Here is a 12,496-nt window from a genome sequence, read left to right as displayed (position 1 = left end):
GCCATCGGTGGGACGCCTTCGGCTGCGCTGCGCGCACGCAGCATCTCAGGTCGGAGGGCCCGGGCACGGAGTGCATCGCTGCGCTCGCACCGCGTGGTCGCGGATGATGCCGAACCCAACGCGATTGGAAGTGGTCGGTCGCTCTGCTTAGGGCCGGCGCGCAGCGCAGCCGTAGGCGTCCCCGCGATGCGGCTGGCAGCAGGCGGCCTACGCCCTGCATGGGGATCGTTCAATAGTGGGTTAACGTAGGCACTGCCCCTGACTCACATGGCGTAGCAGGCTCGNACGGGCAACCACATCGAACGGCAAGCACCGCCGCGGGAACCACCAACGCCGTGGAATGGATTGCCAGCCGCTCAGGCGACGCGTTTTTTGGTTACTTTTTGTCGCTCGGACAAAAAGTGACTCGCCGGCTACGCCGGCGAAACAGCCCAAGCCCGCCAAGCACGACAACCAAGGGCATACCCCCAAGCCAATGAACCAAAAACATACCGGCTCGATCAATCCCACTCGACCAACCGCGTGACCCGGGCGCCACCACAAGCGGCAGGGAGTAAAATCCCGCCATCCCCAGCCGCCACGCCGGCGGCCAACTCCAAACACTGGTAACCGTTTCCAGAGGATGCCATGTCCGAAGCGCCTGTCCTTGCCCCCTCGACGTCAACCCAGCCGCCCGCCACCGCCGGCCAGCTCAACCTGATCCGCACGCAGCCGCATACCGACTGGGCGCCGCAGGTCACGGCCGAGGAACGCGCCACGCTGCGCCGCGAGCTGGAGCAGGGCGCCGTGCTGTACTTCCCGAACCTGAATTTCCGCTTCGAGCCGGGTGAAGAGCGCTTCCTGGACAGCCGCTATTCCGACGGCAAGTCCAAGAACATCAACCTGCGCGCCGACGACACCGCGGTGCGTGGCGCCCAGGGCAGCCCGCAGGACCTGGCGGACCTGTACACGCTGATCCGCCGCTACGCCGACAACAGCGAATTGCTGGTGCGCACGCTGTTCCCGGAATACATCCCGCACATGACGCGCGCCGGCACCTCGCTGCGGCCCAGCGAGATCGCCGGGCGCCCCGTCAGCTGGCGCAAGGACGACACCCGCCTGCACGTGGACTCGTTCCCGTCCAACCCGATGCTGGGCAAGCGCCTGTTGCGCGTGTTCCACAATATCGACCCGGCCGCGGCGCGCGTATGGCGCGTGGGCGAGCCGTTCGGCGATTTTGCGCAGAAGTTCGTGCCCAAGACCCATGGCATGTGGCCGGGGCAGGCGGCGCTGATGAAGCTGCTGCATATCACCAAGCGCAAGCGCTCGGAATACGACCACCGCATGCTTCAGCTGCATGACCTGGCCAAGGCCGACCTGGATTACCAGGCCAAGGTGCCGCAGCAGGAATTCCACTTCCCGCCGGGTTCCACCTGGATCGTCTTCAGCGACCAGCTGCTGCACGCGGCCATGCGCGGACGGGCGATGATGGAGCAGACCATTTACCTGGCGCCGCAGGCGATTTCCGACCACACCCACTCGCCCGAGGCGGTGCTGTCGCGCATGCTCGGGCGGCCGATGCTGGTGTCCTGATCAACGCAAAAGCAGGCGCAACATGGTTTCGAAGGTCTTGCCGTAAGGCGGCTTGAGCAGGCCGGCGCCGTTCAGGCCGGCCTGGTGGAACACCGGCTTCACCTTGGAGAAGGTGTCGAAGCCCGCCTGGCCGTGATAGGCGCCCATGCCGCTGGCGCCGACCCCGCCGAAGGGCAGGCCGTCCTGGGCGATATGGAACAGCGTGTCGTTGACGGTGACGCCGCCGGCAACGGTCTGTTTCATCACATGGCCGATGGCGCCGCGGTCGCGCTCGAACAGGTACAACGCCAGCGGGCGCGCGCGCGCATTGATGTAGTCCACCGCCTCGTCCAGGGTGCGGTATGTCACCACGGGCAGCACCGGCCCGAAGATCTCCTCGCGCATCGCCGTGACGCCTGCGGGCACGTCCAGCAGCAGCACCGGCGGCAGGCGCCGCGCCTGCGCGTCCGGCTGCGCATCGGACAGCGGCACCACGGTCGCGCCTTGTGCCGCGGCTTCATCCACCAGCGCCGCCAGGCGCGCGAAGTGGCGCGGGCTGATGATGCTGGTGTAGTCCCCGTTGCGCGCCAGGTCCGGATAGAGCCGGCCCACGCACTGGCGTGCCGCCTCCACCAGCTGTCCGCGCAAGTCTTCCGGCACCAGCACGTAGTCTGGCGCGATGCAGGTCTGGCCCGCGTTCATCAGCTTGCCCACCAGGATGCGCTCCACCGCACGCGGCAGGTCGGCGCCGGCGCCGATAATCGCCGGCGATTTGCCGCCGAGTTCCAGCGTCACCGGCGTCAGGTTGGCGGCAGCCGCGCGCATCACATGGTGGCCGACCGCAGTCGAGCCGGTGAACAGCAGGTGGTCGAAGGGCAGCGCGGTAAAAGCGCTCGCCACCTCGGCATCGCCGTTGACCACCACGATCTCGTCCGGCGCAAAGTGCTGCGGCACCAGTTGCGCAAACAAGGCCGCAAAGCGCGGCGTGTATTCCGACAGCTTCACCATGGCGCGGTTGCCCGCCGCCAGCGCGCCGGCGAGCGGCCCCACCGTCAGGTACAGCGGATAGTTCCAGGGCACCACGATGCCCACCACCCCCAGCGGCTGCGGCACCAGCCGCGAGCGGCCCGGGCGGAACCAGAAGCCAGTGGCGGCGCGGCGCACGCGCATCCAGCGCTTGCCGTGGCGCAGTGCGTCGTCGATCCCGCCCAGGCTCGGGAATACCTCCAGCAGCGCGGTTTCCTGCCGCGGCCGGTTAGTGAAGTCCGCGTGGATGGCTGCGGCAATGGCAGCCTCGTTCTCTGTCACCAGCCGGCGCAAGCGCTGCAGGCGGTCGGCGCGCACGGTCCAGGCGGGCAACTGGTCGCGCCGTGACGCGGCGTGCATGGCGCCAAAGACGGACGACAGGTCGGGGACTTCTCGCATTGCTGCGCTCCTGGGCAAGGGACGTGCGGGAAAAGTGGATGTGGATCGCGGCGGGTGGCGGTGCAGCGGTCTGTGTGTTCCCGCGCACGATAAGGTAGCGTGCCAGCCGTGGCAATGGAAGTTTCCTACCAGAAGGCCAATTCAAACGCCCGTCTGCGCAGCGCCGGCGGCCCGCGCGACCGGGCTTCTCCACCGTCCGGGCTAGCGCCTACACTGAATCTCACAGCTTGCCATCCGCCGGACGGACAGGGCGCGCACGCGCGCCGCCTGCGGACTCGCGGGGAGACAGATGGAAACCACCTTTGACTACGTCATCGTCGGCGCGGGCTCGGCGGGCTGTGCGCTGGCGGGGCGGCTTGCCGACAGCGGCGACGACACCATTGCCCTGGTCGAGGCCGGGCACCACGATCACCATGTGCTGGTACGCACACCCGCGGCGCTTGCCGCGCTGCTGCCGCGCGCGGGGGCACGCAACTACGGCTATGAAACCGTGCCGCAGCCAGGCCTGAACGGCCGCCGCGGCTACCAGCCGCGCGGGCGCGGGCTGGGCGGCAGTTCCTCGATCAATGCCATGATCTACACGCGCGGCCGTGCCGCCGACTACGACGCGTGGGCCGCCGCCGGCTGCGACGGCTGGTCATGGGACGACGTGCTGCCGTACTTCCGCCGCGCCGAGTGCAATGAACGCCTGGCCGGCAGCGACGACGACCCGCTGCACGGCGGCAACGGCCCGTTGCACGTGAGCGACCTGCGCACCCCCAACCCCTTTGCCGAACGCTTCATCGAGGCCGCGCAGCAGGCGGGCTTCCCGCGCAACGACGATTTCAACGGCGAAGAGCAAGAGGGCGTGGGCTGGTACCAGGTCACGCAGCACGCGGGCGAGCGCTGGAACGCGGCGCGCGCCTACCTGCACGGTGGCAACAAGCGCGACCGGGCCTGCAACGGCGGCCGCGCGCACCTGCAGGTGCTGACCGATACGCAGGCGCTGCGCATTGTTTTTGAAGGCCGCCATGCGGCCGGGGTGCAGGTGGTGCGCGAGGGCCGCCGGCAAGTGCTGCGCGCGCGCCGCGACGTGATCGTGTGCGCGGGCACATTCGGCTCGCCGCAGCTGCTGATGGTGTCGGGCGTCGGCCCCGCCGCGCAGTTGCGCGAGCACGGTATCACCGTCGTGCATGACCTGCCCGGCGTGGGCGCCAACCTGCAGGACCACCTGGACATCGTGCTGCACAAGCGCGTGGCCGTGCCTGAATTGTTCGGCGTGTCGTTCGGCGGCCTGGCGCGGCTGGTGTCTGAAATGCTGCGCTACCGGCGTGAGCGCACCGGCATGCTGTCAAGCAACTTCGCCGAGGCGGGCGGCTTCCTGCGCAGCCGCCCGGACCTGCCCGAGCCCGACCTGCAGCTGCATTTCGTGGTCGGCATGGCGGATGACCACATGCGCCGGCTGAACTTCGGCCACGGCTATTCCTGCCATGTCTGCGTGCTGCGCCCGCGCAGCCGCGGCGAGGTGCGGCTGGCCTCGCACGATATCCGGCGCGCGCCGCTGATCGACCCGCAATACCTGAGCGATGCGCGCGACCTGGACGACATGGTGGCTGGCGTGCGCATCGTGCGCAGCATCTTTGCGCAGCCGCAGCTGGCCGGCTTCGGCGGGCGCGAACTATATTCCGCCGGCCTGCGTGCCGATGGCAGCGACGACGCTGCCGTGCGCGAGATGATCCGCGAGCATGCCGACACCATCTACCACCCGGTGGGCACCTGCCGCATGGGCATGGATGCGATGGCGGTGGTGGACCCGCAATTGCGCGTGCGCGGCGTCGAGGGCTTGCGCGTGGTCGATGCATCGGTGATGCCGACCCTGATCGGCGGCAACATCAATGCGCCCGCCATCATGATCGGCGAGCGCGCGCATGACCTGATCCGCTACGCGCCGCGGGTGATGCTGCGGGTGCTGGAATCGATGGAGGCTTGAATCGTCAGCTTTCGAAGCCGCGCGAGAACACCCGCTTGAGCACGTCGGCATCCGCATCCAGCGTGCCGAACACGCGCCCGTGCTGGCGTCCCAGCCGGCTGGCGACGAACAGCTCGGCATTCTCGGTATCGGCATGCGCCAGCATGAGCGCGGCCTGTGCGGTCAGCACCAGCCCCTGCGCAAAGCGGCGCGCATTGGCTTCCAGCAGCTCGGGGTTCTCGTGCAGCATAGCCTGCAGCGACGCCAGCTCTGCGCGTACCGCCGGATGGCCGCCGGCGCGGCGCGACAGGTCTTGCAGCAAGCGTGCGGCATCGTCGGGATTGCGCTGGATGGCGCGCAGCACGTCCAGGCACATGATGTTGCCCGAGCCTTCCCAGATCGAGTTGACCGGCGCCTCGCGGTACAGCCGCGCCATCGGGCCTTCTTCCACGTAGCCGTTGCCGCCCCAGACTTCCATGGCCTCGCCGGTGGCCTCCAGCGTGCGCTTGCAGACCCAGAACTTGGCCGCGGGGGTGACCACGCGCTTCCATGCCGCCGCGAGCGGATCATCGTCCGCGTGCTCGAAGGCGTGGCCCAGCTCCATCATCAGCAGCGTGGCCGCTTCGGATTCCAGCGCCAGGTCGGCCAGCACATTGCGCATCAGCGGCTGGTCGGCCAGCAGGCGCCCGAAGGCGCTGCGGTGGCGCGCATGGTGCAGCGCCTGCACAAAGGCCGCGCGCAGGATCGCGGCACTGCCGATCACGCAGTCCAGCCGCGTGCTGGTGGCCATCTCGATGATGGTCGGGATGCCGCGGCCTTCCTCGCCGATCAGGATGCCGGTGGCGTCGCGGAATTCCACCTCGCTGCTGGAATTGGAGCGGTTGCCGAGCTTGTCCTTGAGCCGCTGGATCAGCACCGCGTTCTTGCTCCCGTCGTCGCGAAAGCGCGGCACGAAGAAGCAAGACAGCGCGCCGTCTTCGGCGCCCATGCGCGCCACCACCAGGTGCGCATCGCACATCGGCGCGGAGAAGAACCACTTGTGCCCGGTCAGCGCGTACTCCGCGCCGCGGCCTTCGCCGCGCACCGCGCGCGCCACCGTGGTATTGGCGCGCACGTCCGAGCCACCCTGTTTCTCAGTCATGCCCATGCCGATCATGATCGCGGTCTTGTCGCGCCAGGGCAGGTCGCGCGCATCGTGCTCGCTCGCATACAGGCGCGGCTCGAGCTCGGCGAAGAGTGCGGTTTCCTTGCGCAGCACCGGGATGCTGGCGAAGGTCATGGTGGGCGGGCACAGCGAGCCGGATTCCACCTGCGCCTGCAGGAAGTAGCCGGCGGTGCGCGCCACCCATGCGCCCGCGCGCGGCTGGGCGAAGGGCAGGGCCTGTAGCTGCTGGCTGCGCAGCAAGCCCAGCAGCGCGTGCCAGCTCGGGTGGAAATCCACGGCATCGATGCGCTCGCCGGTGCGGCTGTGCGTGTGCAGCTCGGGCGTGTGGCGGTTGGCATCGGCTGCCCATTGCTGGACTTCCGGCTCGCCCAGGCGCGCGCCGAACTGGCCCAGCGCGCCGGCATGCCAGCCGCCTCCCAGCCGCTCCAGCGCGCCGCGCAGTGCCGGATCGGTGGCGAACAGGTTGTAGTGCGCGAGATCGGGCACCTGGTTGAACACGCGGTGGGTGGCAGCTTCGGTCATGGCGGGATCGGAAGATGAACGCGTCTTACTGCATGGTAGAGCACGTCGCCGCTGTTTGAGTGCGCCGTTGTCCCCTTGCTGGCGATTTTTGCGGCGCAGCATGCGCGATTCGATACCTTTTCGCACAGGTGTGGCACCACCAGCGGCAGGGAACTGGCACTGGCGCCCACCGGCACCTTGTGCTTAAATTCACCCCGTTGGATGAAACAGGGGTGCCGTACGGATGGGCCGTGCGGCTGAGAGAGTCCCTTCGAACCCGATCCGGCTAGTACCGGCGTGGGAAGTTTCACAAGACCAAGTCTCCAGTCCCTCCGGGACTCGCCGCCCCAGGCCTCAGGCCCCAGGCAGCGCTCACAAGGCTCCTGGTTTCGTCCACCCCCGCAAGAGAGAGGACGACACCCATGGCCCGTACTGCCCCCGCTGCATCCTTCGAATCGCTCGAGAGCGACCTCGACCAGAAATTCGCCTATCCGGCTTCCAGCAAGACCTACCTGACCGGCAGCCGCCCGGATATCCGCGTGCCGCTGCGCACGATCCTGCAGACCTCGACGCGCACCGACAAGGGCGAGATGTCCAATCCGCCGATCCCGGTGTACGACACCTCGGGCCCATACAGCGACCCGGACGTGCATATCGACCTGAAGGCCGGCCTGCCGGCGCTGCGCGCCAAGTGGATCGACGAGCGCGGCGACACCGAAGTGCTCAAGGGCCTGTCGTCGGAATATGGCCGCGACCGCGCCAATGATCCCGCGACTGCTCACCTGCGCTTTGCCCAGCTGACCAACCCGCGCCGCGCCAAGGCTGGCGCCAACGTGTCGCAGATGCACTATGCGCGCAAGGGCATCATCACGCCGGAAATGGAATACGTGGCGCTGCGCGAATCGCTGAACCTGCAGGCGCTGTACGACAAGCCCGAATACAAGGCGCTGCTGCGCCAGCACCCCGGCAACGCGCTGGGCGCCGGGCTGCCGCTGCGTCCGGAAGACATCACGCCGGAATTCGTGCGCAACGAGATTGCCACGGGCCGCGCCATCATCCCCGCCAACATCAACCACACCGAGCTGGAGCCGATGGCGATCGGGCGCAATTTCCGCGTCAAGATCAACGGCAATCTGGGCAACTCGGCGGTGACCTCGTCGCTGGCCGAGGAAGTGGAAAAGATGGTGTGGTCGATCCGCTGGGGCGCCGACACCATCATGGACCTGTCGACCGGCAAGCACATCCACGAGACGCGCGAATGGATCCTGCGCAACTCGCCGGTGCCCATCGGCACGGTGCCGATCTACCAGGCGCTGGACAAGACCGGCGGCATCGCCGAGGACCTGACCTGGGAGATGTTCCGCGACACGCTGGTCGAGCAGGCCGAGCAGGGCGTGGACTACTTCACCATCCACGCCGGCGTGCTGCTGCGCTATGTGCCGCTGACCGCCGACCGCGTCACGGGCATCGTCTCGCGCGGCGGTTCGATCATGGCCAAGTGGTGCCTGGCGCACCACAAGGAAAACTTCCTGTACACGCACTTCGACGAGATCTGCGAAATCATGAAGGCCTATGACGTGTCGTTCAGCCTCGGCGACGGCCTGCGTCCGGGCTGCATCGCTGACTCCAACGACGACGCCCAGTTCGGCGAGCTGCGCACGCTGGGCGAGCTGACGGCCAAGGCGTGGAAGCACGATGTGCAGGTGATGATCGAAGGCCCGGGCCACGTGCCGCTGCAGCGCATCCAGGCCAATATGGATGAAGAGCTGAAGCACTGCTATGAAGCGCCGTTCTACACGCTCGGACCGCTGGTGACGGACATCGCCCCCGGCTACGACCACATCACCAGCGGCATCGGCGCGGCCAATATCGGCTGGATGGGCACCGCCATGCTGTGCTACGTCACGCCCAAGGAGCACCTGGGCCTGCCGGACAAGGAAGATGTGCGCGAGGGCATCATCACCTACAAGATCGCCGCGCACGCAGCCGATCTTGCCAAGGGCTGGCCGGGCGCGCAGCTGCGCGACAACGCGCTGTCCAAGGCACGCTTCGAGTTCCGCTGGGAAGACCAGTTCAACCTGGGCCTGGATCCGGAACGCGCGCGTTCGTACCACGACGCCACGCTGCCGGCCGAAGGCGCCAAGATCGCCCACTTCTGCTCGATGTGCGGGCCGAAGTTCTGCTCGATGAAGATCACGCAGGAAGTGCGCGACTACGCGGCGTCGCTGCCCAAGGAAGCGAAGCAGGGCATGGAAGAGAAGTCGATCGAGTTCCTGAAGAAGGGCAGCAAGATCTACTCGTGATGCCGTGACAGGCAGTACGGGCATGGCGTCGCAACCCATGCCCGCGCATGATCCGCCGCCGCGCAGCGCCCCGCGCGGCGGCACCGACAACAAGGAGGCCGGACGCGGCCGCATGGCGCGTCCGGCACAACCCCCCTTATGACAGCAGTGCAGTCGTTTGACGTCGCCATCCTCGGGGCCGGACTTGCCGGCCGCCTGGCCGCGTGGCAGCTGGTCCGCAGCGGCGCCCGCGTGGCGCTGGTGGAGCGGGCCGGCCCGGACGGCGCGGGCTCGGCCGCCTATGTGGCCGCGGCCATGCTGGCGCCGCTGGCGGAATCGGCCATTGCCGAGCGCCGCATCGTCGACCTGGGCATCGCCAGCGTCGACCTGTGGCGCGCGTGGCTGGCCGAATTGCCTGAGCCGGTCTTCTTCCAGGAGGATGGCACGCTGGTGGTCTGGCATGCGCGCGACCGCGCCGAGATGTCGCTGTTCACCAGCCGCGTGCGCGCGGTGGCGCCGCCCGAACTGGTGTCGCAGCGGCTGCGCGCGCTGGACGGCAAGGGCGTGGGCGAAGTCGAGCCCGCGCTGGCGGGCCGCTTCCCGCAGGGCCTGCTGCTGGCCGGCGAAGGCCAGCTCGACAACCGTGGCGCGCTGCGCGCGCTGTTGTCGTGCGCGGTCAGCGAAGGGGTGCATTGCGTCTGGGAGGCCGGCGAAGTCGATGCCGGCTCGCTGCCTGCGCTGGGCATCCGCGCCGACGTGGTGCTGGACTGCCGCGGCCTGGGTGGGCGCACCGCATGGCCTGCGCAGCCTGGCGGCAACAAGCCGGGCCTGCGCGGCCTGCGCGGCGAAGTGGTGCGCGTGCATGCGCCCGACGTCAGGCTGCACCGGCCGGTACGGCTGCTGCATCCGCGCTACCCAATCTATATCGCGCCCAAGCCCAACGACCTGTACGTGATCGGCGCCACCGAGCTGGAAAGCGAGGATGATTCGCCCATGAGCGTGCGTTCCGCGCTGGAGCTGCTGTCGGCGGCGCATTCGCTGCATCCCGCCTTCGGCGAGGCGCGCGTGCTGGAGCTGAACGTGCAGCGGCGCCCGACGCGGCCCGACCACCTGCCCGCGATCCGCGTGGACCAGCGCGCACGCGTGGTGCGCGTCAACGGGCTGTACCGGCATGGCTTTCTGATTGCGCCGGCGGTGACCGAGGCCGCGTGCGCGGTGGTGGGCGCGCTGCTCAAGGGCGATCCCGCCGCCCATGCGGTGCCGGCCGCGCTGCGCTGGCCTGGCATGATCGAGGCAGTATCAGAAGCCCCCGCGGCCACCATGGTCGCGCCAGGCGGGCTGCTGCACTAACGCATGACTGACATGGATATCCTGCTCAACGGCCGACCGCTCGCCCTTGCCGATTCCGCCACGCTGGCGGACGCGGTGAGCGCGGCGCAGATCGCGCCCCCCTTTGCCGCAGCGGTCAACGGCCAGTTCGTGCCGCGCGCCGCGCACGCCAACACCCCCCTTGCGGCCGGCGACCGCATCGACCTCGTGCAACCCGTGACGGGAGGCTGACCCATGACATTCGAACCTTCCGAAACCTTGCGCGACCCGTTCGTGCTGTATGGCGAGTCATTCGGCTCGCGCCTGCTGCTGGGCACCGCGCGCTACCCGTCGCCGGCCACGCTGGAGGCGGCCGTGCAGGCCGCGAGGCCCGCCATGATCACCGTTGCGCTGCGCCGCCAGGGCGCGGTGGGCGCTGGCGAGGGCGGCCAGGCCTTCTGGCAGATGCTCAAGGCGCTGGACGTGCCGGTGCTGCCCAATACCGCCGGCTGCTTCACCGCGCAGGAGGTGATCGCCACCGCGATGATGGCGCGCGAGGTCTTCGAGACCCCGTGGATCAAGCTGGAGCTGATCGGCGACGACTACACGCTGCAGCCCGATACGCTGAACCTGCCCACCGTGGCCGAGACCCTGATCAAGGAAGGCTTCAAGGTGCTGCCATACTGCACCGAAGACCTGGTGCTGTGCCGCCGCCTGCTCGACGTGGGCTGCCAGGCGCTGATGCCATGGGCGGCCCCGATCGGCACCGGCCGCGGCGCGGTCAACCCGCACGCGATGCGCGTGCTGCGCGAGCGCCTGCCCGACACGCCGCTGATCGTCGATGCCGGCCTGGGCCTGCCGTCGCACGCGGCGCAGGTGCTGGAGTGGGGCTACGACGGCGTGCTGCTCAATACCGCGGTGGCGCAGGCTGCCTACCCGGTCAATATGGCGCGCGCCTTTGCGCAGGCCGTTGAGGCCGGCCGCACCGCCTACCTGGCCGGGCCGATGCCCGAGCGCGAGGTGGCGCAGGCCAGCACCCCCGTGGTCGGCATGCCGTTCTGGCACGCCGACAGCACGGAGCAGCGCGCATGACCCGCCGCGCCGTGCATGCCGCCAGCGACGGCCCGCTGCGCCAGGCGGTGCTGGAACACTATGGCGAGACCTTCGGCGTCGATGACAAACCGTGGCAGGCCTGGCGCCTGGCCGACGCGCCCGCGCAACCCGGCGCCCACGACGTGCTGCTTGCCGACGGCGAAGCCTCGCAAGAGCAAATCGCACGCGTGGCCGCGGCGGGCGCCACGCTGATCGAAACCGATCGCGAGGGCGGCCAGTGGATCGACACCGTGCGCTCGCCGATGGGCACCTGGGTCTTCTCGGTCGCAGCTGACACCGACCAGGCGCATTCGCCCGCCTTCGTCGCGGTGCTGCTGGCCTGCCTGTCGCTGCATTTCCCCGCCCACGACGCGCTGTGCCTCGCACGCGCCTGGGAGCCGGGCTCGGCCGACTGGCCGTCCGACTTTGCCCGCTTCCCGCACGTGCGGCACGCCGCGCTGGTGCCGCCCGAGCAGGCCGCGGCACCGTTCGCGCCGTGTCCCCCGCTGGGCCTGTATGTGGTGGTGCCGACAGCCGAATGGATCGAACGCCTGGCGCCGCTGGCCGTGCCGACGGTCCAGCTGCGCTTCAAATCCGACGACCCGGCCGCGGTGCGCGCCGAGATCGCGCGCGCGGCCACGGCGGCACAAGGATCGACCTCGCGCCTGTTCATCAACGATCACTGGCAGGCCGCTATCGACTACCGCGCCGCCAACGGCGGCGAGCGGAGCGGCATCTACGGCATCCACCTTGGCCAGGAAGACCTGGAGGACGCCGACCTCGATGCGATCCGCGCTTCGGGCCTGCGGCTGGGTGTCTCCACCCATGGCTATGCCGAGATGCTGCGCGTGGCGGCGATCCGCCCCAGCTACCTGGCGCTGGGCGCGATCTTCCCGACCACCACCAAGGTGATGCCGACCCAGCCGCAGGGCGTTGGCCGCTTCCGCGCTTATGTGAAGCTGATGCAGCCGGTGATCCCGTCGCTGGTGGGCATCGGCGGCGTCAACGCCGCCAATATGCGCGAGGTGCTGGCCGTCGGCGTCGGCAGTGCCGCCGTGGTGCGCGCGGTGACTGAGGCCGACGACGTGCCGGCCGCGGTGGCCCGCCTGGTCAGCCTGTTCCCCGCTGCCTGAGCGCGGAGCCAGCGATGGCGCCGCGTGCCGCCAGCAGATCGCTATGCGGCAGGTTCTCTGAGCCAGTGGTTTGCTCCCCTCTCCCGCCTGT

Annotated in this window: 9 protein-coding genes and 1 riboswitch; of the genes, 7 read left to right on the top strand and 2 right to left on the bottom strand. The window is 69.1% G+C overall.

The genetic code is table 11. The features are described from left to right. Positions 1-627 precede the first annotated feature (627 nt). The gene (locus A3A5_RS0120015; RefSeq protein WP_018312309.1) at positions 628-1,572 is read left to right on the top strand and encodes a Kdo hydroxylase family protein; all 945 of its coding nucleotides are present in this window, start codon (positions 628-630) and stop codon (positions 1,570-1,572) included. On the opposite strand, the gene A3A5_RS0120010 is transcribed toward A3A5_RS0120015, so the two are convergent. Then, positions 1,573-2,976 carry a coniferyl aldehyde dehydrogenase gene (locus tag A3A5_RS0120010; RefSeq protein WP_018312308.1) on the bottom strand — a complete coding sequence of 468 codons (1,404 nt, stop codon included), beginning with the start codon at positions 2,974-2,976 and terminating at the stop codon, positions 1,573-1,575. 289 nt (positions 2,977-3,265) lie between these two features. Here A3A5_RS0120010 and A3A5_RS0120005 point away from each other — a divergent pair, with 289 nt between their 5' ends. Further along, positions 3,266-4,945 (top strand): GMC family oxidoreductase, encoded by a 1,680-nt coding sequence (locus A3A5_RS0120005; protein ID WP_018312307.1) that lies wholly within the window; start codon positions 3,266-3,268, stop codon positions 4,943-4,945. Positions 4,946-4,949: 4 nt separating this feature from the next. On the opposite strand, the gene A3A5_RS0120000 is transcribed toward A3A5_RS0120005, so the two are convergent. Further along, a complete protein-coding gene (locus A3A5_RS0120000; RefSeq protein WP_018312306.1) occupies positions 4,950-6,611 on the bottom strand; it encodes an acyl-CoA dehydrogenase family protein in 1,662 nt (553 codons plus the stop codon). Positions 6,612-6,809: 198 nt separating this feature from the next. Next, positions 6,810-6,911: riboswitch (TPP riboswitch) on the top strand. A gap of 101 nt (positions 6,912-7,012) precedes the next feature. On the opposite strand from A3A5_RS0120000, the gene thiC reads away from it, so the two are divergent. From thiC to A3A5_RS0119975, 5 genes are all read left to right on the top strand, one after another. Beyond that, positions 7,013-8,893 carry a phosphomethylpyrimidine synthase ThiC gene (gene thiC / locus A3A5_RS0119995; RefSeq protein WP_018312305.1) on the top strand — a complete coding sequence of 627 codons (1,881 nt, stop codon included), beginning with the start codon at positions 7,013-7,015 and terminating at the stop codon, positions 8,891-8,893. Positions 8,894-9,031: 138 nt separating this feature from the next. Then, a complete protein-coding gene (locus tag A3A5_RS0119990) occupies positions 9,032-10,222 on the top strand; it encodes an FAD-dependent oxidoreductase (protein WP_018312304.1) in 1,191 nt (396 codons plus the stop codon). A gap of 12 nt (positions 10,223-10,234) precedes the next feature. Further along, the gene (thiS, locus tag A3A5_RS0119985; RefSeq protein ID WP_018312303.1) at positions 10,235-10,432 is read left to right on the top strand and encodes a sulfur carrier protein ThiS; all 198 of its coding nucleotides are present in this window, start codon (positions 10,235-10,237) and stop codon (positions 10,430-10,432) included. Between the two features lie 3 nt (positions 10,433-10,435). Then, a complete protein-coding gene (locus A3A5_RS0119980; RefSeq protein WP_018312302.1) occupies positions 10,436-11,272 on the top strand; it encodes a thiazole synthase in 837 nt (278 codons plus the stop codon). After that, positions 11,269-12,405: a thiamine phosphate synthase gene (locus A3A5_RS0119975; protein WP_018312301.1), complete on the top strand. Its 1,137-nt coding sequence runs from the start codon at positions 11,269-11,271 to the stop codon at positions 12,403-12,405. The genes A3A5_RS0119980 and A3A5_RS0119975 overlap by 4 nt, the downstream gene beginning before the upstream one ends. Positions 12,406-12,496: the final 91 nt, after the last annotated feature.

The sequence above is a fragment of the Cupriavidus sp. UYPR2.512 genome (genome assembly GCF_000379565.1).
Taxonomy (GTDB): Bacteria; Pseudomonadota; Gammaproteobacteria; order Burkholderiales; family Burkholderiaceae; genus Cupriavidus.
This window is presented reverse-complemented; position numbering and strand designations above follow the sequence as displayed.

Excerpts from the sequence above, each read along its gene's own strand:
- A3A5_RS0119990 (WP_018312304.1), top strand. The coding sequence starts at position 9,032 with ATGACAGCAGTGCAGTCGTTTGACGTCGCCATCCTCGGGGCCGGACTT.
- A3A5_RS0119980 (WP_018312302.1), top strand. The coding sequence starts at position 10,436 with ATGACATTCGAACCTTCCGAAACCTTGCGCGACCCGTTCGTGCTGTAT.
- A3A5_RS0120010 (WP_018312308.1), bottom strand. The coding sequence starts at position 2,976 with ATGCGAGAAGTCCCCGACCTGTCGTCCGTCTTTGGCGCCATGCACGCC.
- A3A5_RS0120000 (WP_018312306.1), bottom strand. The coding sequence starts at position 6,611 with ATGACCGAAGCTGCCACCCACCGCGTGTTCAACCAGGTGCCCGATCTC.
- A3A5_RS0120005 (WP_018312307.1), top strand. The coding sequence starts at position 3,266 with ATGGAAACCACCTTTGACTACGTCATCGTCGGCGCGGGCTCGGCGGGC.
- A3A5_RS0119975 (WP_018312301.1), top strand. The coding sequence starts at position 11,269 with ATGACCCGCCGCGCCGTGCATGCCGCCAGCGACGGCCCGCTGCGCCAG.
- A3A5_RS0120015 (WP_018312309.1), top strand. The coding sequence starts at position 628 with ATGTCCGAAGCGCCTGTCCTTGCCCCCTCGACGTCAACCCAGCCGCCC.
- thiS (WP_018312303.1), top strand. The coding sequence starts at position 10,235 with ATGGATATCCTGCTCAACGGCCGACCGCTCGCCCTTGCCGATTCCGCC.
- thiC (WP_018312305.1), top strand. The coding sequence starts at position 7,013 with ATGGCCCGTACTGCCCCCGCTGCATCCTTCGAATCGCTCGAGAGCGAC.